An 18,863-nucleotide genomic window follows, 5' to 3' on the forward strand; every position below is an offset into this window, starting at 1 on the left:
AACAATCCTTCCTAGTCACCGCCGACCGAGTTAGCTGACGGGTTCGGGACGGAAGCTATCCCTACCGCATAGAGCGGATTCACCCCAACTACCTGGTTCCCCGGTTCGTCTGACGACGATTGGGCGGCGGCCTGCCGGCAACTCGGGGGCGGTGCCGTCCTGGCAGGACCGGCGGCCAGTTTACCTGAGATATCGCGTGGCATCAGGATCGGGAAAAGCAATAAAAGGGTTACCAATCAACGACTTTCTGTAATCGCATCACGAAAGGTGACCACGCCGTCGCATTCGGTACCGGAACTGTTGAATCGTCGATCGAGTGGGTATGGTCGGTCCCGGTTCCCGCGTGGGGACCGCCGCCTAATCGCACACGCAGCGAGCCGGGGATCCACGTTTCTTCCGGGGTGAATCCGCGCAATTGCGGTAGGGATTTCCTTCGTCCCGAACCCGTCAGCTAACCCGACCGGCGGCCGACGGAAGGAAATAGCCAGTGCAGCATGTGACTGCGCGGCGACGATGGGTGGCCGTGTTCGCGCTGCTGGTCGCCGCTTGCGGGATCACCGGCGCCGCCTCGCCGGCGGCCGCGGCCCCCCGCCCGCTCGCCGCGCCCGGTGAGTCCGGTGACGACGGGGAGGGTGGCTCGAAGTCCCTGCTCGACAAACTCGAAGACGCCTCCAAGGGTTACGTCACGGCGAAGGCCAAGCTGAAGACGTCCAAGGCGCAGCAGACCAAACTCTCCGCCGACCTGAAGAAGCTGGACGCGGCCCTCGGCCCGCAGCAGGCCGCGCTGAACCAGTACGCCCAGCAGGCGTACTCGATGGGCCGCCTGGGCCCGCTGAGCGCGCTGCTCACCGCGGACTCGTCGGCCGGCTTCCTGGACCGGGCGCAGCTGCTGAGCACGGTCGGCGCCCGGCAGAACCTGGCCATCGAAGACCTGCGGAACACCCGGGACGGCCAGCAGAAGGCCAAGACCTCGATCGACGCCGCGATCATCGATCAGCAGCGCCAGGTCAACGTGATGGCCAAGCGCAAGGTCCAGGCCGAGCAGGCGCTCAAGGAGGCCAACCAGGGCGCCGCCACCGACGACTCCGGTGGTGGCAGCAGCTCCGACGCGGACAAGCCCTCCGGCGATCTGGACGGCAGCTGCGTACCGGACCCGACCACCTCCGGCTGCATCTCGCCGCGGCTGCTGTTCGCGATGAAGCAGGCGCAGAAGGCGGGCTTCACCCGCTACGTGGCCTGCTTCCGGGAGCAGAACAGCGGGGAGCACCCGAAGGGCCGGGCCTGTGACTTCGCCGCCGACAAGAACGGTTTCGGCGGGGTGGCCACCGGTGCCAGCAAGACGTACGGCACGAACCTGGCGAACTACTTCATCCACAACTCCGACACACTCGGTGTGCTCTATGTCATCTGGTTCAAACGGATCTGGTTGCCGAGCAGTGGGTGGAAGTCGTACAGCGGGGCCGGCGGGACACCGTCGACGGACCACACGAACCACGTACACCTGTCAGTGACCTGACCTGAAACGCCGAGAAGCCCGGAGCCGACGGCTCCGGGCTTCTTCGTGTCCGCGGTCCTACTTGCGCATATACGCTTCGTATTCCTTCATCACGTCGTCGGTCGGGCCGTCCGCGCGGATCAGGCCGGACTCCAGCCAGATCGAGCGCTCGCAGGTGTCCCGGATCGACTGCTCGCTGTGGCTGACCAGGAAGACCGTGCCCGCGTTGGCGCGCAGCTCGCGGACCCGCTCCTCACTGCGGCGGCGGAACTTCGCGTCGCCGGTGGCCAGTGCCTCGTCGATCAGCAGCACGTCGTGCTGCTTCGCCGCGGAGATCGAGAAGCGCAGCCGGGCCGCCATGCCGGACGAGTAGGTCCGCATCGGCAGCGAGGAGAAGTCGCCGCGCTCGTTGATCCCGGAGAAGTCGATGATGCCCTGCTTCTTCGACTTCACCTCGGTCGGTGACATGCCCATGGCCAGGCAGCCCAGCTCGACGTTGCGCTCGCCGGGCAGGTCGTTCATCAGGGCCGCGTTCACGCCCAGCAGCGACGGCTGGCCGGCCGCGAAGATCGCACCACGGGCCACCGGCAACAGGCCGGCCACCGCACGGAGCAGTGTCGACTTGCCCGACCCGTTGCTGCCGATCAGGCCGATCGCCTCACCCTTGTACGCCACGAAGGTGACGCCCTTGACCGCGTGCACCTCGCGGACGTTCGCGGTCTTGGTGCGGGTGACGATCTTCTTGAAGCTGGAGAGCGGACTGCTCTGCTGGTTGCCGGCCGAGCCGTAGATCTTGTAGATCACGTGGGCGTCGTCGGCGATGACGGTGGGGACGCGCTCGGTGTCAGCCACGGCCGTAACCCTTCTCTCCGCGCCAGAAGTAGACGTAGCCGGAGACACCCACGACCAGCGACCAGACGACCGCCTCGATCCAGAGCAGCGTCGGGGAACCGGCCAGCGTGACGTTCTCCAGCAGCGAGTGCCGGAACAGCTCGATGAAGACCAGCAGCGGGTTGGACTCGACGATGGCGAGCTTCCAGCCGTCCAGCTTCTCGGTGAAGCGGGTGACCGGGTAGAGCACCGCCGAGCCGTACATCCAGAACCGCATGATGAACGGGATCAGCTGCTTGACGTCGCGCATCTTCGAGCCCAGCCGGGCGGCGGCCAGCGACAGCCCGGTATTGAAGATCATCTGAAGCAGCATCACCGGGATGATCAGCAGCCACTTCGGAGTGATCGGCTCGCCGGTGAACAGCACGATGACCAGCAGGACGCCGATCGCGGTGACGAAGTTGCGGATCTCCACGAGGGCCACCGAGAGTGGCAGGCTGGCCCGGGGGAAGTGCAGCGCCCGGATCATGCCCAGGTTGCTGGTGATCCCGTTGATGCCGTTCTGCACCACCGATTGGGTGAACTGGAAGACGAACACCCCGATGCAGAGGTACGCGATGAAGTTGGTGACGCTGCCCTTGGTGCCGATCACCACACCGAAGATCACGTAGTACACCAGCGCGTTGATGGCCGGTGTCAGCACCGTCCAGAGCGCACCCAGGTTCGTGTTGCCCAGCGAGGAGGAGGTCTTCGCCTTGGCATGCGCACCGATGAAGTGCCGGTATGCCCACAGCTTGCGCGTGTACTCCAGTAGGCCGAGCCGTCGCCCGGAAGAGCTCAGGCCGTGCCGTCGGGCGAGTTCCCGCAGGGGAACGCCGGTAGCGGCATCGGCAACCGCCGTCTCTGGCATGGAGTGGTGCTCCGATCTCGTCGGCCGGTACGAGGCGGCGGACTCCGGTGACTTGCCATCAGACACGGTGCCAGCATGCCAGGTGCCCGCCGACGTCGATGAAACGGGTTCGTATCGACGCTGCCGGGAACGGTAGCCGACCAAACGGCGGAACGCAACCGTTACGTCGTAGCGTTATAGTGACCAGGTGGCGACAGTCAAACGCGCACCTGCCGGAGCGGCGGTGCTCCGCAACGACATCACTGTGGCGATCCGTAACGCGGTCATGAGCGAGCTGGCAGAGGTCGGTTACGGCCGTCTGTCGATCGAGGCCGTGGCCCGGCGTGCCGGAGTCGGCAAGACCGCTATCTACCGGCGTTGGAGCAACAAGCTGGAGATGGTACTGGAGATCATCACGGAAGTCGCCGGGCGCAAGGTGCCACTTCCGGACACCGGCAGCTTCGCCGGCGACCTCGACCTACTCATGATGATCGTCAGCAAGGCCCTGCAGCATCGGGTCGCGTCGCAGATCATCCCGGACCTGATGGCCGAAGCGGCTCGCAACCCGCAGATCGCCGAGACCCTGCAGAAGGTGCTGCGCACCCACCAGCAGGCGGTCGGGGAGAAGCTGGTCGGCCAGGCGATCGCCCGTGGCGAGCTGCCCGAGAACACCGACCCGGACGTCGCGGTGGACCTGATCCTGGGCCCGCTGTACTGGCGGCTGGCCGTGGCCCGGCAGCCGATCGGCGACGACTACCTGGAGAAGCTCTCGGCCGCGGTCCTCGGCTCCTTGCGGGGTGACGCCAAGAAGTGAGGGGGTGCGGGAGTGACACCCGAAGCGGTGACGCGACCGGCACCCGAACACGCACCCGGTCGCACCCGATCGCAACTCAGACTTTCCTGCAGGGTGGCCGGGTCCGGGCCGAATCGAGGGACTGTCCCCGACACGACCCCCCGGAGCCGGCCCACATGCAGACCTCGAGCATCCCGCACGTCGACACCACCGTCCTGGACGCCACCGCGCTGCTGGCGATCGCGATGGGCCGGACGCCCGACACCGGACTGGGCCCGGTCCTGAAGCGGCCCCAGGTGGTGACCGGCGCGGCGGTGGTCGGCGCCTGGCGCAGCCCGGACGGCACCGTCCAGCTGCAGTTGCGCACCGACGGGACGTACGCCGGCGAGGTGGCCGGCCGGCGCAAGCGCCCCAGCGGCACCTACCGCCTGGACGGCGACTCGCTGCTGCTCCACGACGACATCTCCGGCCTGCGTACCCCGGTGGCCGTCCTGCACCAGGGCGAGCTGGAGATGGCCGGGCACCGCCTGCACCCGGCCTGACGTTCCCACCGCGCCCGCGGCCGGTAATGCTGTCACCGTGATCGATTGGTTGAACGGCATCGCGCTGACCGCCTTCGGCGTCGGCACCACCTGGGCCGAAGTACTCGGCTTCGTCACCGGACTGCTCACCGTCGGGCTGCTGGTCCGGCAGCACATCCTGAACTGGCCGCTCGGCATCCTCAACGTCCTGCTGCTGATGCTGGTGTTCGGCACCGCGGGCCTCTACGCCGACATGGGCCTGCAGGTGATCTACGTGCTCCTCGGCCTGTACGGCTGGTGGGCCTGGCTCTACGGCGGCGCCGACCGCACCCGGCTGGTGGTACGCACCACCACCCGCGCCGAGTGGCTCGCCCTGGCCGTGGCCGGCGTGGTGATCACCGGCGGACTGTGGCTGTTCCTGGACCGGCTCACCGGTTCCACCGTGCCGCTCGCCGACGCGCTCACCACCGCGCTCTCCCTGCTCGCGACGTACGGCCAGACCCGCAAACTGGTGGAGAACTGGTGGCTGTGGATCGCCGCCGATGTGATCTACATCCCGCTGTACGCCTACAAGGACCTCTGGCTGACCGCGATTCTCTACCTCGCCTTCCTCGTCCTCTGCGTGCTCGGCCTGCGGTCCTGGCAGGCGGCACGGCGGGCACAGTCCGTGGCAGTGGCGGTGGCCGGGTGAGGTACCGGCACGGCCTGGTCGTCGGCAAGTTCTACCCGCCGCACGCCGGGCACCACGCCCTGATCGAGACGGCCGCGGCCGCGTGCGAGCGGCTGACCGTGGTGGTCGCGCCGTCGTCGAAGGAGAGCCTGCCGCTGCCGCTGCGGCTGGAGTGGCTGCGCGAGGCGCACCCGGCCGTCCGGTTCGTCGGGGTGCACGACGACCACCCGATCGACTACGCCGACCCGGCGGTCTGGGAACTGCACATGGCCGTGTTCCGGGCCGCGGCCGGCCCGGAACCGGTCGACGCGGTGTTCTCCTCCGAGGCGTACGGCGCGGAGCTGGCCCGACGCTTCGGCGCCCAGCCGGTGCTCGTCGACCCGGGCCGGGAGCGGGTTTCGATCTCCGGCACCGCGATCCGGGCCGACCCGGTCGCGCACTGGCACCACCTCGGCCCCGGCGCGCGTGCCTGGCTGGCCCGCCGGGTGATCGTGGTCGGCGCCGAGTCGACCGGCACCACCACCATGGCCCGCGCCCTGGCCCGGCACTACCGGACCCGGGGCGGGGTGTGGGCGGCGACCGGGTGGGTGCCGGAGTTCGGCCGGGAACTGACCGAGCGCAAGCTCGCCGACCTGCGGCGCGGCCGGCCCGACGCCACGGTCTTCGAGGTGACCTGGGACCGGGACGACTTCGTCACGGTCGCGGTCGAGCAGTCGGCGGCCGAGGACGCGGCGGCCCGGGCCGGCTCGCCGGTGGTGTTCGGCGACACCGACGTGTTCGCCACCACGATCTGGGAGGAGCGCTACCTGGGCAGCGCCTCGGCCAAGGTGCGCGAGCTGGTCCGGGACCCCGACCTGTACCTGCTGACCGAGGACGCCGGGGTGCCGTTCGAGGACGACGGGCTGCGCGACGGGGAGCACCTGCGGCGGTGGATGACCGAGCGGTTCCGTACCGAGCTGGCCGCCCGTGCGGTGCCGTGGGTCGCGCTGTCCGGCGGGTACCGGGAGCGCCTGACGACCGCGATCGCCGCGGTGGACCGGCTGCTGACCGCCGGGTGGCGGCTGGCCGACCCGCTTGTGCCTCAGCCGCCGGGGAATCCGGCCGAACGGTAGGGGTGGACCGATCGGGGGGAAACGGGATGCGGCGCGTCGGGACCGTGCTGACGGCGGTGGCGTGCGCGCTGGTGTCCGGTGGGTGCTCGGGCGGCGGGCAGACCACGGCCGCCGCCTCGCCCAGCCCCGGTAGCACCTGGTCGCTGCTGCTCTCCGGCAGCGCGACACCCAGCCCGACGCCGTCCCGGGCGAGCTTCAGCCCGACACCGGCCGCTGTCGCGTCGCTGCCGTCACCGATTCCCAGCTGTACCAGGATCTGGCCGAGGACCGATCCGGTGCTGATCCCGATCGTGGTGACCGCCGTCGCCGGTGGTTTCCGGGTGGAGTGGCCCCGGCAGTACGACTCGAATTACCGGGTCACCGCCGTACCCCAGAAGTTGATCAGCGGTGCCCAGCCGGAGCCGGCCTGGAAGGACGTCCCGGCCGGCACCGGCTGCACGATCAGCACCACGCTCACCGGGCTGATCGCCGGCGAGCCCTACATCGTCTGGCTGGACGCGCCGAACTCCGGCTACGAGATCGACGGCACCCGGCACCTCTACAGCGGGCGCTCCCGGGTCGTCTACCCGGCGTGAGCGTCTTCCGGCTTGCCCTGGCGGGGCAGCAGGAAGGAGAGCCCGAACGCGGCGATCAGCAGCAACAGGGCCACTCCGGCCGTACGAACGGTGGTGTCTTCGAAGCCCGCGCGGACCTGTTCCGCGGCAAAGGCCGCAACCGACGGATCGGCGGCGGAACCGTCGTCCCGGCAACTCGGCGGTACGACGTCCGGGTTCGTCTCGGCGACCCGGTCGGTCAGGCAGTCCCGCAGCCCGGCGACGATCGCCGGCTGCGCGTCGGAGGGCACCCCGGCCGTGGTCAGCGTGGTCCGCAGCGCACCCGCCGCGTCGTCCACGTGCTGCCCGACCTGGCCGGGCAGCAGCGCGAAGAAGATCGTGCCGAGCACCGCGATGCCGAACGCGCCGCCCAGCTGCTGCACCGAGGTGATCGCACCGGACGCCGAGCCGCTCTCCTCGTCGTCCACGCCGGCCAGCACGATGCCGAAGAACGGCGCCATCGCCAGGCCCATCCCGATACCGAGCAGCAGCAGCGCCGGGATCATGTGCCACGGGGTGATGTCCGCGCCGGCCAGGTGCACGGTGCCGGCCAGGACCACGGTCCCGGCCAGCATCACCACCGTGCCGAGCTGCAGCAGCTTGCGGCCCAGCTTCTCGGCCAGTCCGGCGCCGGCCACGATGAAGCCGGCCACCATGCCGAGCGCCTGCGGCAGCGTGGTCAGGCCCGCCTTGAGCGGTGAGTAACCCAGCCCGATCTGCAGGTAGAACGTGAAGACCAGGCCGGTGCCGATCAGCGAGGCGAAGAACATCAGGCCGAGCGCCAGGCCGCCGGTGAACGCCCGCTTGCGGAACAGGCTCGGGGTGACCAGCGGGTCGAGGCCGCGCTTGTCCCGGCCGGCCTCGTAGACCGCGAACAGTCCGAAGGAGATCACGCCGACCGCGAGCATCACGAACGTCCAGACCGGCCAGCCCAGCTCGCGGCCCTGCACCAGCGGGAAGAGCAGCAGGAACGCGCCGCCCGCGGCGAACAGCACGCCGAGCCAGTCGAGCCGGGGTGCCCGGTCGAGGCGGGACTCGGGCAGGTATTTGATCGCGCCGAGCACCGCGAAGACGCCGAGCGGCAGGTTGATGAAGAAGATCATCCGCCAGCCGGCGCCGAAGTAGTCCGCGTCGACCAGCCAGCCGGCCAGGATCGGGCCGCCCACCGAGGAGAGGCCCATCACCGGTCCGAACGCGCCGAACGCCTTGGCCCGCTCCGCCGGGCCGAACATCTCGCGCAGCATGCCCAGGCCCTGCGGCAGCATCAGCGCGCCGAACAGGCCCTGCACCGCCCGCGCGCCGACCAGGAACCCGGCCGACGGCGCCAGCGCGCAGGCCAGCGACGCGGCGGTGAAGCCGGCCGCGCCGATCAGGAACATCCGGCGGCGGCCGTAGATGTCGCCGAGCCGCCCGCCGGTGAGCAGGCCGATGGCCATGGACAGGGTGTACGCCGCGCCCAGCCACTGGATCAGGCTGTACGACCCACCGAGCTCTTCCCGGATGACCGGTCCGGCGATCGTGGTGACCAGCGCGTCGAGCAGGTCCATCACCTCGACGGCGAGGATCACGAAGAGCGCGACCCACCGATAGCGATACGGCGCGGTCTCCGGCGCCGCCTCTGTTTGAACACTGTTCGTTGTCACGAACACTGTTCTAGTAGCGAACACCGTTCAGTGTCAACTAGATTAGTCGTTGATGAAGAACTCCCCCTGGCAACCGCTGCCCGACCGGAAGTCGACCCGGGTGCAGCTGGACCGCGAGCAGATCATCGACGTCGCGCTACGGATCTCGGATCAGGAGGGCGTCGACGCGGTGAGCATGCGGCGGGTCGCCGCGGAGTTCGGCACCGGGCCGTCCAGCCTCTACGCGCACGTGTCCAACAAGGACGAACTGCTGCGCCTGATGTTCGACCGGGTCTGCGGCGAGATCCAGTTGCCGCCGCGCGAGCCGGCCCGATGGCAGCAGCAGATCAAGGAGCTGATGCTGGGCACTCATCGGCTGCTGCTGACCCACAACGATCTGGGCCGGGTGGCGCTGGCGACGGTGCCGAACGGGCCGAACGCACTGCGCGCCTCGGAGTGGATGCTCGGCCTGATGGTCGAGGGCGGGCTGCCGGCGCACCTGGGCGCCTGGGCGCTCGACCGGATCTTCCTCTACGTGACCGTCGACGCCTACGAGACGTCCATCTGGCGGGCGCAGCTGCGCCACCTCGGCCTGCCCAAGCACGAGTCGGAGAAGCAGGTCAAGGGCGAGATGGCGGCCTTCCTCGCGGAGCTGCCGGCCGACCGCTTCCCGTACCTGAGCCGCAACTCGGCCGCGATGACCTCGGGAACCTCCCAGGAGCGCTTCGAGTTCGGTCTCGACCTGCTGATCGACGGCCTGCAGCGGCACGTCACCGGCTGAGACGGGTCCGGCTGGTTCTCGGGGGTGCGTCAGGCGACCTGACGCACCCCCGAGAACCAGCCGGGAGTCGGACCGTCAGACGGATCGGGTGGGCAGCCCGGCTTCGCGCCAGGCCTTGAAGCCGCCGGCCAGGTCGGTGGCCCGGTGCAGGCCGAGCTCCTGCAGCGCGGCCGCGGCCAGGCTGCTGGTGTACCCCTCCTGGCAGGTGATGATCACCGGGAGGTCGTAGCGGTCGGCGAACGGCAGCCGGGCGTCGCTGCGCGGGTCGAGGCGCCACTCCAGCACGTTGCGCTCGATGATCAGCGCGCCGGGGATCTCGCCGTGCTCGGCGCGCTGGGCCGCCGGGCGGATGTCGATGAGTACGGCGCCGTCGCGGACCGCGGCGTCGGTCTCGGCCGGGCCGAGCCGGTCCAGCCGGGTGCGTGCCTCGTCCAGGATCTCGGCGATGCTCTTCGCGCCGGGCGGTGCCGTGGTCACCACTGGGCGCCGGCCCGCTCGGTGGTGAGCGTCTGGAGACCGGCCGGGCCCAGGCGGTACTTGGTCATGCTGGTCAGCGCCGGTCCGTAGACGTGCACGCTGATCGCCGGGTCGGGGCCGCGGTTGACGATGCGGTGCACGTGGTGGCTGCCGAACCGGCGGCCGGCGCCCTCGCTCAGGTCGCGGGAGGTGACCCGGGGCGACTCGGCCGGGCCGCTGACGGTGTCCTCGGTGAGCGTGCCGCTGAAGATGTGGAACCCGCCGGCCGAGCCGCCGTGGTCGTGCAACTCGGTCTGCTGGCCGGGCAGCCAGGTGAGCAGCCAGACCTCATGGTCGTCGGCGACGTGCAGCCGGTGGTACCACCTGTCGACCGGGTCGAACCGGGGCGGAACCACCCAACCCTCCGGCGCATTGGCGAATTGCCGGGCGATGGCGAGATGGTCGAGTTGCAGCGCGGTGGTGGTCATTCGGTTCCTCCGGTTCAGCTATACATACCCTATCGGTGAGATAGGTTTTATCACAGAACTGGGCGGGGCGGGGCCACTTCCCGGAACCGGCTCGTCCCCCGAAAGAGGCTTCACCGCGTTTGCCTCTTTCGTGGCGGGGTGCGAAAAACTGCGATCCGCAATGGTGCGACCACGCTCCGTCGACCAAAGTGGGCATTCCGTCACCGGAATGGTGTTCTGGGTCAACCGTTCCGGCAGAGTTGCTGGTCAGCCCGTCCCTAGGTAATTGAGATGGCTATATGGTCAGTGGCGCCGCCGAGAGTCGGTTGCCGGAGGAAGACGCCCAGCTGGGCGCCCTCCGATGCCCCCCCGATGAACGAGGACGGACACGTGTTGAAGTCACGCCGCGGTCTGCTCGCCGCCGGCCTCTCCGTTGCGGTGATCGGCGCTATCGGAGTCGCCTCCACCCTGAACGCGGGTGCTGAGCAGATTCCCGACGGACCTGCCGCTGCGACCGCGCCGGCTGAAGTCGCCGAAGCCCCCGCCGCTGCCGATCCCGCTTTGAAACCGCCGACCATCCTCCCCTGGGGGGAGGAGCCGCAGCTCGTCAAACGAGGCCAGGACGGCGCCACCAGCCGCGCGCTCAAGGCCGCCGGGCTCAGCGCCGCGGCGCCAGGCGAGACCGACGTGAGCGACGCCGATGAGTACGCGCCTAAGGGCCGCAGCTCGAAGTCCCGCTCCTTGCAGACGACCAGGACCACAGTGGTGCCGCCGAAGCCGCTCCAGCTCGATCCACCGCCGACCGCGACCGCCTCGCCGTCCAGTTCGGGCTCGACCGTCCACTTCCTTTACAACGTCGGCTGGCAGGCCGCCGTCTCCGACGGGGCGTACGCGAACCTGACGATCAACAAACCGGTGCTGGCCCAGGCGGACTACCACACCCTGGCCGAGCTGGCGGTGCAGTCCGCGGACGGCACCCAGATCGTCGAGGTCGGGTGGAACGTGGACCGCGTGGTCAACGGCGACGACGACCCGCACCTGTTCGTCTACCACTGGGTCAACGGCCAGACCAGCTGCTACAACGGCTGTGGCTACGTGCAGTACAGCAACACCATCACGCCGGGCGACACGCTGAGCGTCGACATCCAGAAGAAGTTCGGCATCCAGTTCTACGGCGGCGCCTGGTGGATCGCCTACGACACCGAGTGGGTCGGCTACTTCCCGGCCAACCTCTGGACCGTCGACTTCGCCAAGACCGGCATGGTCCAGATCTTCGGCGAGGTGGCCGCGTCCTCCGCCCAGCCGTGCACCCAGATGGGCAACGGTCTGGCCGGCTTGGAGACCACGGCGGCCCGGATCGGCAGCGTGGCCTACATCAACGGCCCGACCCCTGACGTGGCGGTGCGCAGCACCAGCAGCCTCTATCAGGTGTCCAGGCAGAGCACCCGGACGTTCCGCTACGGCGGGGCCGGCGCCTGCTGATCTCCCGTACCTCGCAAGGTTGATGCCCGGTCCCCCAAAGGGGCCGGGCATTGACGTTTTCCGGTTTCCTGCCCCCACCGTGAACCGGATCGCGTGTGACGATGTACATCCGGGTGGCCGGGCGGAACCCGAGGGGAGCTGGCGCCGATGAAGCGACGGGTGAGCCCCGACGAGCAACTGATGACCGCGCTCTACACGGAGCACTACGCAGTGCTCATCAATTTTGTCTCGCGATACGTCTCCGATCGGCACAAAGCCGAGGACATGGTCCAGGAGACGCTGTTACGGGCGTGGAAGCACATCGACCGGCTCGACCCGGAACCCGGGCGGACCAGGTCGTACCTGCTCACCATCGCGCGCAACGTGGTGACCAACGCGTGGCGGGCGGAACAGCGCCGGCCCAAGCTGGTTTCTGACGAGACAGCGGTCAACTCCGTGCCGTCGGCAGACAATGTAGATCAAATGGTGGAGGGCTGGCTGGTCGCGGAAGCGCTGGAACGGCTCTCCCCGGAGCATCGGGCGGTGATTCAGGCCATGTATTACGAGGGGCAGAGCGTGGCCGACGCGGCGCGGAAACTGTCGGTGCCGGAGGGCACGGTCAAGTCCCGCGCTTACTACGCGGTACGTGCGCTCCGCACCGTCTTCGAGGAGATGGGGATGCTGCGATGAGCGGGCACAGCCCCATCCGCGACATCGGTCGGGCGGGGGTGCGGCATGAGTGACCTCGACGAGCACGACAGCCTGCACCGGCTGCTCGGCGGCTACCTGCTCGGTGGCCTGGACGAGACGGACACCGACCGGCTCGACGCGCACCTGCACGACTGCGCCGACTGCCGGGCCGAGCTGGATCGGCTGGCACCGGTGCCGGAGATGCTGCAACACCTGCCGGATGCCCGGCACACCGGTGGTGGCCTGCCACCGCTCACCGTCGCGCCGACCGCGCGACCCACCTCGCAGAACGTCGAGAACCTGCTCAGCCGGATGCGGGCGGAGAAGACCCGGGAGACCCGGGTGTCGCGGACCCGATGGCTGGTCGCCGCGTCGGTGGCGGTGATCGCGGCCGGCGCGATCGGCTACGGCATCGTCTCCACCAGCCAGGGGACACCGAACCCGCCCACGGCACAGCAGAGCACCCAGCTGATCACCGCGGACTTCCAGGCCGCGGCCGGCAGCGGGATGGGCGGCCAGGCGGTGCTCACCCCGAAGGCCTGGGGTGTGGAGATCGGGCTGAACATGACGAAGATGGAGGGCAAGGCGCCCTTCTTCTGCATGGTCAAACGCACCGACGGCACCATGGAACAGGCCGCGGCCTGGGGCGAGACGGCCGAGCACAACGCGAAGGTGAGCGGCGCCAGCTCGATCAAGGCGACCGACGTGCAGTCCATCGTGATCACGGACAGCGGCGGAAAAGTACTGGGCACCGCGACCGTTGCCTGAGCAGAATCGGGGGCATGTCGATCTCCCTTCGGATGCCCCCGAAACTGCGTACCGGTGACCGCGTTGCCGTGCTCTCCCCGGCCTTCGCCGCTCCCGCGCTGTTCCCGGAGCGGCACGAGCAGGCGCTGCGCCGGGTGCGCGAGGTGCTCGGGCTGGAGCCGGTGGAGTTCCCGACCACCCGGCAACTCGGTGCGTCCGCGGCCGACCGTGCCGCCGACCTGACCGCGGCGTGGGCCGACCCGTCGATCCGCGCGGTGTTCGCCACCATCGGCGGCGACGACCAGATCACCGTGCTGCCGCACCTCGACCCCGAGGTGTTCCGCGCCGACCCGAAGCCGTTCTTCGGGTTCTCGGACAACACCAGCCTGCTCAACTGGCTGTGGTGTCACGGCCTCGCCGGCTTCCACGGCGGGTCGACGATGATGCACGTGGCGCGCGGGCCCGGGATCCAGCCGGTGCACCTGGCCTCGCTGCGCGCCGCGCTCTTCGACGGCGGGGATCTGGCGATCGAGCCGGTCGCCGAGTTCAGCGAGGAGGAGCTGGACTGGGCCGGCGAGGGCTCGCTGACCGACGCGCCGGCACCGGTGCCCAGCCCCGGCTGGACGTGGCACCGGCCGGACCGGGTGGTGACCGGTCCGACCTGGGGTGGTTGCCTGGAGGTCGTGCACTCGCACCTGGCGGCGGACCGGTGGATCCGGCCGGTCGACGAGTACGCCGGGAGTGTGCTGCTGCTGGAGACGTCCGAGGAGATGCCGGCGGCCGGGAAGGTCTTCCGGATCCTGCGCGACTTCGGGGAGCGCGGGCTGTTGCGCCAGTTCCCGGCGGTGCTGGTCGCCACCGCGAAGGCCACCGTCTTCACCGATCCGCGCCCGGTCGCCGAGCGGCAGCGGTACCGCGACGAGCAGCGGGAGGCGGTGCTGCGGGCGTTCGCCGACTACCACCCCGAGGCGATGATCGTTTTCGGGGTGGACTTCGGGCACACCGATCCGCAGTGGGTGCTTCCTTACGGCGGGCAGGTCACCGTGGACGGGCCGGCTCGGACGGTGACGGCGCACTTCTAGCCGGTGTGCAGGCCGGGTCGCAGAACGAGTGGTTCGGGGTCGGCTTGGTGAGGCGGGCCGGGATGGTCAGATACGCGGTCACCGAGCCGGCCACCATCAGCCCGGCGCAGATCAGCATGGCGTGCTGGTACACCGGGTGGAGCTGGGCGGATTCGGTCAGGGAACCCGAGCCGAGCCCGGCCAGCAACGGCAGCACCGCGACCGAGAGCAGGCCGGCCGCCCGGGCCACCGCGTTGTTGACGCCGGAGGCGATGCCGGCCCGGGAGTCCTCCAGGGCGCCCAGCGCGGTGGCGGTCAGCGGGGCGACCAGCAGGGCCAGGCCCAGGCCGAAGAGCACGACGGCGGGCAGCACCCGGGTGAGATAGGGCGCGTCCGGGCCGATCGTGGACATCAGTGCCAGGGCCGCGGCGCAGAGCAGTGGGCCGGCGGTCATCGGGATGCGCGGGCCGATCCGCTGGCCGAGCGCGCCGCCCCGGGCCGAGAGCAACAGCATGATCACCGTGATCGGGAGCATGGACAGGCCCGCGGCCAGCACCGGATAGCCCGCCACCACCTGCAGGTTCACCACGACCAGGAAGAACACTCCGCCGTTGGCGGCGTAGACCAGGAAGGTCACCAGGTTGGCGCCGGTGAAGGCGCGGTTGCGGAAGATCGACGGCGGGACCATCGGGTACGGCGAGCGGCGTTCGGCGATCACGAACGCGGTCAGCCCGAGCACGCCGACGACCAGCGGGATCAGGACCACCGGGTGGCTCGCGCCGTGTGCCGGCCAGGCGGTGAATCCGTAGGTCAGGCCGCCCAGCCCGGCCGCGCCGGTGAGCAGCCCGAGCACGTCGAAGCGCCGGGCCGCCGCGGGGTCGCGGGACTCCGGCACGTGCCGTGCGGCGACCCAGAGGACCAGCGCCGCGACCGGCACGTTGATCAGGAAGAGGAACCGCCAGCTGCCGAACTCCAGCAGCCAGCCGCCGAGGAACGGCCCGAGCGCGCCGCCGATGCCGCCCAGCCCGGACCACGCGCCGATCGCCCGGGCCCGGTCGCCGGGCGCGAACGACGCCTCCAGGATGGCGAGTGCACCCGGGGTGAGCAGCGCGCCGCCGATGCCCTGCAGGACCCGTGCCGCGACGAGCATCTCGACTTTCGGGGCCAGGCCGCAGAGCAGGGACGCGACGGCGAACCAGGCGACGCCCGCCATGAACACCCGCTTGCGGCCGAACCGGTCGCCGAGCGAGCCGCCGACCAGGATCAGCGAGGCGAGCGAGAGCGCGTAACCGTTGATCGTCCACTGCAGACCGGCCGCGGAGGCGCCCAGGTCGCGGCCGAGCTCGGGCAGCGCGAGGTTGACCACGGTGGCGTCGATGAAGGCCAGGCTGGACCCGAGCACGGTAGCCAGCAAGACCCAGCGTCCAGCGGCAGTGCCGTACCGAACCGGTTCCATGCGGTGACCCTACGCCGGGGGCGGGCCGGCGCGGGTGTCACGCGATGTGCCGGACGGTGATCTCTTGGCGGCGGGTGACCGGGGTGGGCTGCGGCAGCGAGTGCCGGGCGGCGGCCAGGGCGGCCCGGGACGCGGCGGCCGAGCGGATCGCCCCGGCGGCCGACCGGTGCAGCAGGTCGCCGAGCCGGGTCATCAGCTCGTCCCGGGCGAACGGTTTGGCCAGGTAGTCGTCCGCTCCGGCGTGCAGGGCGGCGGTCATCCGGTCGTGGTGCACGTCCGCGCTGATCACCATGATCGGCAGCGTTTCCAGGGTCGGGTCGCTGCGGATCCGGCGGCACAGGTCGAGACCGGTGTCGCCCGGCATCCGGATGTCCAGCAGCGCGGCGTCGATACCGCCCTTGGCCAGCGCGTCCAGGGCGCCGGGGGCGTCGGGGGCGGTCACCACGGCGTACCCGCGCCGGCCCAGGGCGATGGCGAGCAGGTCGCGGTGGTCGGCCTCGTCGTCGGCGATCAGGACTGTGAACACGCGGACCTCCAGGACGGCGACAACGTGCCTATCCCTGTTCGGCAACTCGGTAGCACCCCTGAGGGCCTACCGGGTTGAATCGGCGGATGATCAGAGCGGCGCGGGAAGCGGACATTCCGGAATTGCAGCGGATCGAGGTCGAAGCTGGACGGAGGTTCGCGGCGGTGGGAATGGACGCGGTCGCCGACGATGAACCGTTTCCCGCGGCTGAGCTGCTCGAATACCAGCGGGACGGGCGCGCCTGGGTGGTGGCGGACGCGACGGATCGGCCGGTGGCGTACGCGATAGCACTGTGGGTCGACGGCCTCGCGCATCTCGAACAGGTCTCCGTGCACCCGGACCACGCCGGCCGAAGGCTCGGCGCGAGTCTCGTCGAGCAGGTCGCCGCCTGGGCCCGGGAGAACGGCTCGCCGACGCTCTCCCTGACCACGTTCGCCGAGGTGCCGTGGAACGGTCCGTACTACCGGAAACTCGGCTTCCATCCGGTGTCCGACAGTGATCTGTCACCGGGTCTGCGGGCGATCCGCGCCGAGGAAGCCGCGCACGGTCTCGACGAGTGGCCACGCCTGGTCATGCGCCGAGTGCTGTGAGCAAGCCTAAGGTGGTGGAATGCGTTCTGCCGTCTTTCACGAGCCCGGTCCCGCCTCCGACGTCCTGGAATTCGCCGAGCGCGGGCTGCCGCTCGCCGGCGCCGGGGAGGTGCGGGTCCGGATCGTGCTGTCGGCGGTGAACCCGACCGATACCGGCACGCGAGCCGGTCGCGGCGTGCCGGACGGGGTGGGCCCACCCCGGGTGCCGAACCAGGACGGCGCGGGCGTGGTCGACGCGCTCGGGGAGGGCGTCACCGATTTTGAGGCGGGCGACCGGGTCTGGGTGTGGGACGCCGGTTACGGCCGCGCGGACGGCACCGCCCAGGAATACGTGGTGCTCCCTCGCCGCCAGGTGGTCCGGATGTACGACAACGTCCCGTTCGAGGTCGGCGCGGACCTGGGCATCCCGGCGCTGACCGCGCACCGGTGCCTGACCCTGGCCGGCGGCGGACCGGCCCGGCTGGCGCCCGGCGCGCTGACCGGCCGGACGGTGCTCGTCGCGGGTGGCGCGGGCGCGGTCGGCAACGCCGCGATCCAGCTGGCCAAGTGGGCCGGCGCGACCGTGCTGACCACGGTGAGCAGCAAGGCCAAGGCGGCGCTGGCGGCCGCGGCCGGCGCGGACGCGGTGATCAATTACCGCGAGGAGGACGTGGCCGCCCGGATCCGCGAGCTGAGCCCGACCGGGCCGCACCTGATCGTCGAGGTCAACACCGAGAACATCGGTCTGGACCTGGAGGTGATCGCGCCGGGTGGCCACATCGCGATCTACGTGGGCGGCAAGCTCAGCGTGCCGAGCTTCCCGGCGATGCTGAAGAACGCCACCCTGGCGTTCGTGCTGACCTACACGACCACGCCGGCCGAGAAGGACGACGCGGTGGCCGCGGTCGCCGAGGCGGTGAACGCGGGCGCGTTCCGGGTCGGCGAGGAGCACGGCCTGCCGATCATCCGGTTCCCGTTCGACCAGGTCGCCGAGGCGCACGAGGCGGTCGAGAAGAACGTCGTGGGCAAGGTCGTCATCGACGTGTCGTCGCTGCGCTGAGCAGCGCGTCGGCCACCCGTTCCACTCCGCGGCCGTCGACCGCGGACCAGCCGGCGGCGGCCAGCGCGGTGCGTCGCGCCGGGTCGGTGAGCAGGTCGCGCAGCAGGCCGGCGGCGTTGTCGTCGAAGGCGCCGAGCCGGCCCAGCCCGGCGGCGTACCCGCGGGCGATGGCCCGGTCGTACCCGAGGATCTGGTTGTCGACCACCCAGACCAGCGCGGCGGCCCGGCCCAGGCAGAGCAACTCCCAGGTCGAGGTGCCGCTGGCGCTGACCACCAGGTCGGCGCCGGCCAGCAGCTTGGGCAGGTGGTCGGTGGGCGCGATGATCTCGAACCGCTGTCCCGGGCCGGGTGCGACCGCGAGCAGTTCGGCGCGCAATCCGTCGTCAGCCGCCACGACCGTGGCGTCGAAGGGCACGCCGGCGTCCGCGAGCAGCCGCGCGACCTGCGGCGCGGCACGATAGGCGTCGGTTCCACCGAAAAAAGCGACAACCTTGGGGGTACGCAGGGTCTGATGCACCGGCGCCGTCACCGGCCGCAGCTGGCGCACCGTCGAGCGCAGCAGCGCGTAGTCCAGCCCGGTCAGCCGCAGCCCGGCGTCGACCGTCAGCGCGGTGTCCAGGTTCTGGTCCACGTAGATGTCGGCGCTCTGCCCGCGCGTGTCACCGTCCACGATGGCCAGCACCGGGACGCCGGCCGCGCGGACCGCGACGGTGTGCTGCGGCGGCAGCACGTAGGAGTCCACCACCAGGGCGTCCAGGCCCAGCCGGCGCACCGCGGCGACCAGCCCGACCTCGTCGAACGGCGCCGGGTGCCAGGGCAGCCCGCGCTGCTCCAGCTGCGCCTCGGCCCAGGTCACGCCGCCCAGGTCGCTGAGGAAGTGCACGTCGGCGCCGCGCGCGGTGAGCTCCTCGGCCAGCGCGACGCACCGGACGAGATGCCCGACGCCGGTCCGCGCCCCAGCATCACACCGAATCCCGATCGTGGTCACGCTGAGCCTGCTGCGGCATGCTCTTCCGGCCCTCGCCTGCGGCGTTTGTCGGCCGGTGGCGGTGGCTGCCGCTCG

The 18,863-nt window shown here is 70.4% G+C and carries 21 protein-coding genes and 2 riboswitches; of the genes, 13 read left to right on the plus strand and 8 right to left on the minus strand.

Features of this window, described 5'->3' with window-relative positions:
* Positions 1 to 4: 4 nt before the first annotated feature.
* Positions 5 to 136: riboswitch (cyclic di-AMP (ydaO/yuaA leader) on the minus strand.
* A gap of 208 nt (positions 137 to 344) precedes the next feature.
* Positions 345 to 482: riboswitch (cyclic di-AMP (ydaO/yuaA leader) on the plus strand.
* Positions 483 to 487: 5 nt separating this feature from the next.
* Positions 488 to 1,516 (plus strand): coiled-coil domain-containing protein, encoded by a 1,029-nt coding sequence (locus Apa02nite_RS19385; protein WP_203826220.1) that lies wholly within the window; start codon positions 488 to 490, stop codon positions 1,514 to 1,516.
* A gap of 57 nt (positions 1,517 to 1,573) precedes the next feature.
* Here the strand turns inward: Apa02nite_RS19385 and Apa02nite_RS19390 are convergent, their stop codons facing one another.
* Both Apa02nite_RS19390 and Apa02nite_RS19395 read right to left on the minus strand, forming a co-directional pair.
* A complete protein-coding gene (locus tag Apa02nite_RS19390) occupies positions 1,574 to 2,347 on the minus strand; it encodes an ABC transporter ATP-binding protein (protein ID WP_203826221.1) in 774 nt (257 codons plus the stop codon).
* Complete coding sequence (locus Apa02nite_RS19395; RefSeq protein WP_203826222.1) at positions 2,340 to 3,236, minus strand: ABC transporter permease; 897 nt, start codon at positions 3,234 to 3,236, stop codon at positions 2,340 to 2,342. Before Apa02nite_RS19395 ends, Apa02nite_RS19390 begins: the two co-directional genes overlap by 8 nt.
* A gap of 187 nt (positions 3,237 to 3,423) precedes the next feature.
* Here Apa02nite_RS19395 and Apa02nite_RS19400 point away from each other — a divergent pair, with 187 nt between their 5' ends.
* From Apa02nite_RS19400 to Apa02nite_RS19420, 5 genes are all read left to right on the plus strand, one after another.
* A complete protein-coding gene (locus Apa02nite_RS19400) occupies positions 3,424 to 4,029 on the plus strand; it encodes a TetR/AcrR family transcriptional regulator (RefSeq protein ID WP_232344233.1) in 606 nt (201 codons plus the stop codon).
* 155 nt (positions 4,030 to 4,184) lie between these two features.
* The gene (locus Apa02nite_RS19405; protein ID WP_203826223.1) at positions 4,185 to 4,550 is read left to right on the plus strand and encodes a hypothetical protein; all 366 of its coding nucleotides are present in this window, start codon (positions 4,185 to 4,187) and stop codon (positions 4,548 to 4,550) included.
* A 37-nt stretch (positions 4,551 to 4,587) separates the two neighbouring features.
* Entirely contained in the window at positions 4,588 to 5,220 is a 633-nt protein-coding gene (gene pnuC / locus Apa02nite_RS19410) for a nicotinamide riboside transporter PnuC (protein WP_067693274.1), read from the plus strand.
* The gene (locus Apa02nite_RS19415) at positions 5,217 to 6,311 is read left to right on the plus strand and encodes an AAA family ATPase (protein ID WP_203826224.1); all 1,095 of its coding nucleotides are present in this window, start codon (positions 5,217 to 5,219) and stop codon (positions 6,309 to 6,311) included. Before pnuC ends, Apa02nite_RS19415 begins: the two co-directional genes overlap by 4 nt.
* Positions 6,312 to 6,337: 26 nt before the next feature.
* Positions 6,338 to 6,886 (plus strand): hypothetical protein, encoded by a 549-nt coding sequence (locus tag Apa02nite_RS19420; protein ID WP_203826225.1) that lies wholly within the window; start codon positions 6,338 to 6,340, stop codon positions 6,884 to 6,886.
* Here Apa02nite_RS19420 and Apa02nite_RS19425 read toward each other — a convergent pair.
* Entirely contained in the window at positions 6,874 to 8,547 is a 1,674-nt protein-coding gene (locus tag Apa02nite_RS19425) for an MFS transporter (protein WP_203826226.1), read from the minus strand. The two genes, Apa02nite_RS19420 and Apa02nite_RS19425, sit on opposite strands and share 13 nt — an antisense overlap.
* Before the next feature lie 52 nt (positions 8,548 to 8,599).
* On the opposite strand from Apa02nite_RS19425, the gene Apa02nite_RS19430 reads away from it, so the two are divergent.
* Complete coding sequence (locus Apa02nite_RS19430) at positions 8,600 to 9,307, plus strand: TetR/AcrR family transcriptional regulator (RefSeq protein WP_203826227.1); 708 nt, start codon at positions 8,600 to 8,602, stop codon at positions 9,305 to 9,307.
* Positions 9,308 to 9,382: 75 nt separating this feature from the next.
* Here Apa02nite_RS19430 and Apa02nite_RS19435 read toward each other — a convergent pair whose 3' ends face one another.
* Both Apa02nite_RS19435 and Apa02nite_RS19440 read right to left on the minus strand, forming a co-directional pair.
* Positions 9,383 to 9,784, minus strand: coding sequence for a rhodanese-like domain-containing protein (locus tag Apa02nite_RS19435; RefSeq protein WP_203826228.1), 402 nt, complete (start codon positions 9,782 to 9,784; stop codon positions 9,383 to 9,385).
* A complete protein-coding gene (locus Apa02nite_RS19440) occupies positions 9,781 to 10,251 on the minus strand; it encodes a cysteine dioxygenase (protein WP_203826229.1) in 471 nt (156 codons plus the stop codon). Before Apa02nite_RS19440 ends, Apa02nite_RS19435 begins: the two co-directional genes overlap by 4 nt.
* A gap of 369 nt (positions 10,252 to 10,620) precedes the next feature.
* On the opposite strand from Apa02nite_RS19440, the gene Apa02nite_RS19445 reads away from it, so the two are divergent.
* The 4 genes from Apa02nite_RS19445 (at position 10,621) to Apa02nite_RS19460 (ending at position 14,210) form a co-directional block, all read left to right on the plus strand.
* Complete coding sequence (locus tag Apa02nite_RS19445; RefSeq protein ID WP_239164405.1) at positions 10,621 to 11,712, plus strand: neprosin family prolyl endopeptidase; 1,092 nt, start codon at positions 10,621 to 10,623, stop codon at positions 11,710 to 11,712.
* 147 nt (positions 11,713 to 11,859) lie between these two features.
* Positions 11,860 to 12,381 carry a sigma-70 family RNA polymerase sigma factor gene (locus Apa02nite_RS19450; RefSeq protein ID WP_067693297.1) on the plus strand — a complete coding sequence of 174 codons (522 nt, stop codon included), beginning with the start codon at positions 11,860 to 11,862 and terminating at the stop codon, positions 12,379 to 12,381.
* Positions 12,382 to 12,426: 45 nt separating this feature from the next.
* Positions 12,427 to 13,149, plus strand: coding sequence for a zf-HC2 domain-containing protein (locus tag Apa02nite_RS19455; protein ID WP_203826231.1), 723 nt, complete (start codon positions 12,427 to 12,429; stop codon positions 13,147 to 13,149).
* A gap of 14 nt (positions 13,150 to 13,163) precedes the next feature.
* On the plus strand, positions 13,164 to 14,210 hold the full coding sequence (locus Apa02nite_RS19460; protein WP_203826232.1) for a S66 family peptidase: 1,047 nt from the start codon (positions 13,164 to 13,166) through the stop codon (positions 14,208 to 14,210).
* On the opposite strand, the gene Apa02nite_RS19465 is transcribed toward Apa02nite_RS19460, so the two are convergent.
* Both Apa02nite_RS19465 and Apa02nite_RS19470 read right to left on the minus strand, forming a co-directional pair.
* Positions 14,167 to 15,645 carry a DHA2 family efflux MFS transporter permease subunit gene (locus tag Apa02nite_RS19465; RefSeq protein ID WP_203826233.1) on the minus strand — a complete coding sequence of 493 codons (1,479 nt, stop codon included), beginning with the start codon at positions 15,643 to 15,645 and terminating at the stop codon, positions 14,167 to 14,169. The genes Apa02nite_RS19460 and Apa02nite_RS19465 overlap by 44 nt on opposite strands.
* Positions 15,646 to 15,682: 37 nt before the next feature.
* Positions 15,683 to 16,171, minus strand: coding sequence for a response regulator transcription factor (locus tag Apa02nite_RS19470; protein ID WP_203826234.1), 489 nt, complete (start codon positions 16,169 to 16,171; stop codon positions 15,683 to 15,685).
* Positions 16,172 to 16,257: 86 nt separating this feature from the next.
* Here Apa02nite_RS19470 and Apa02nite_RS19475 point away from each other — a divergent pair, with 86 nt between their 5' ends.
* A complete protein-coding gene (locus tag Apa02nite_RS19475) occupies positions 16,258 to 16,761 on the plus strand; it encodes a GNAT family N-acetyltransferase (RefSeq protein ID WP_203826235.1) in 504 nt (167 codons plus the stop codon).
* Between the two features lie 19 nt (positions 16,762 to 16,780).
* Entirely contained in the window at positions 16,781 to 17,800 is a 1,020-nt protein-coding gene (locus tag Apa02nite_RS19480; RefSeq protein ID WP_067693314.1) for an NADPH:quinone reductase, read from the plus strand.
* Here the strand turns inward: Apa02nite_RS19480 and Apa02nite_RS19485 are convergent.
* Positions 17,775 to 18,788, minus strand: coding sequence for a PseG/SpsG family protein (locus tag Apa02nite_RS19485; protein WP_203826236.1), 1,014 nt, complete (start codon positions 18,786 to 18,788; stop codon positions 17,775 to 17,777). The genes Apa02nite_RS19480 and Apa02nite_RS19485 overlap by 26 nt on opposite strands.
* Positions 18,789 to 18,863 lie beyond the last annotated feature (75 nt).

The organism is Actinoplanes palleronii, assembly GCF_016862315.1.
Classification (GTDB): Bacteria; Actinomycetota; Actinomycetes; order Mycobacteriales; family Micromonosporaceae; genus Actinoplanes; species Actinoplanes palleronii.

What these genes read in the sequence shown, in the direction of transcription:
- Apa02nite_RS19430 (WP_203826227.1), top strand. Translation starts at nt 8,600, where the DNA reads ATGAAGAACTCCCCCTGGCAACCGCTGCCCGACCGGAAGTCGACCCGG.
- Apa02nite_RS19450 (WP_067693297.1), top strand. Translation starts at nt 11,860, where the DNA reads ATGAAGCGACGGGTGAGCCCCGACGAGCAACTGATGACCGCGCTCTAC.
- Apa02nite_RS19395 (WP_203826222.1), bottom strand. Translation starts at nt 3,236, where the DNA reads ATGCCAGAGACGGCGGTTGCCGATGCCGCTACCGGCGTTCCCCTGCGG.
- Apa02nite_RS19460 (WP_203826232.1), top strand. Translation starts at nt 13,164, where the DNA reads ATGTCGATCTCCCTTCGGATGCCCCCGAAACTGCGTACCGGTGACCGC.
- Apa02nite_RS19420 (WP_203826225.1), top strand. Translation starts at nt 6,338, where the DNA reads ATGCGGCGCGTCGGGACCGTGCTGACGGCGGTGGCGTGCGCGCTGGTG.
- Apa02nite_RS19465 (WP_203826233.1), bottom strand. Translation starts at nt 15,645, where the DNA reads ATGGAACCGGTTCGGTACGGCACTGCCGCTGGACGCTGGGTCTTGCTG.
- Apa02nite_RS19455 (WP_203826231.1), top strand. Translation starts at nt 12,427, where the DNA reads ATGAGTGACCTCGACGAGCACGACAGCCTGCACCGGCTGCTCGGCGGC.
- Apa02nite_RS19405 (WP_203826223.1), top strand. Translation starts at nt 4,185, where the DNA reads ATGCAGACCTCGAGCATCCCGCACGTCGACACCACCGTCCTGGACGCC.
- Apa02nite_RS19480 (WP_067693314.1), top strand. Translation starts at nt 16,781, where the DNA reads ATGCGTTCTGCCGTCTTTCACGAGCCCGGTCCCGCCTCCGACGTCCTG.
- Apa02nite_RS19440 (WP_203826229.1), bottom strand. Translation starts at nt 10,251, where the DNA reads ATGACCACCACCGCGCTGCAACTCGACCATCTCGCCATCGCCCGGCAA.
- Apa02nite_RS19475 (WP_203826235.1), top strand. Translation starts at nt 16,258, where the DNA reads ATGATCAGAGCGGCGCGGGAAGCGGACATTCCGGAATTGCAGCGGATC.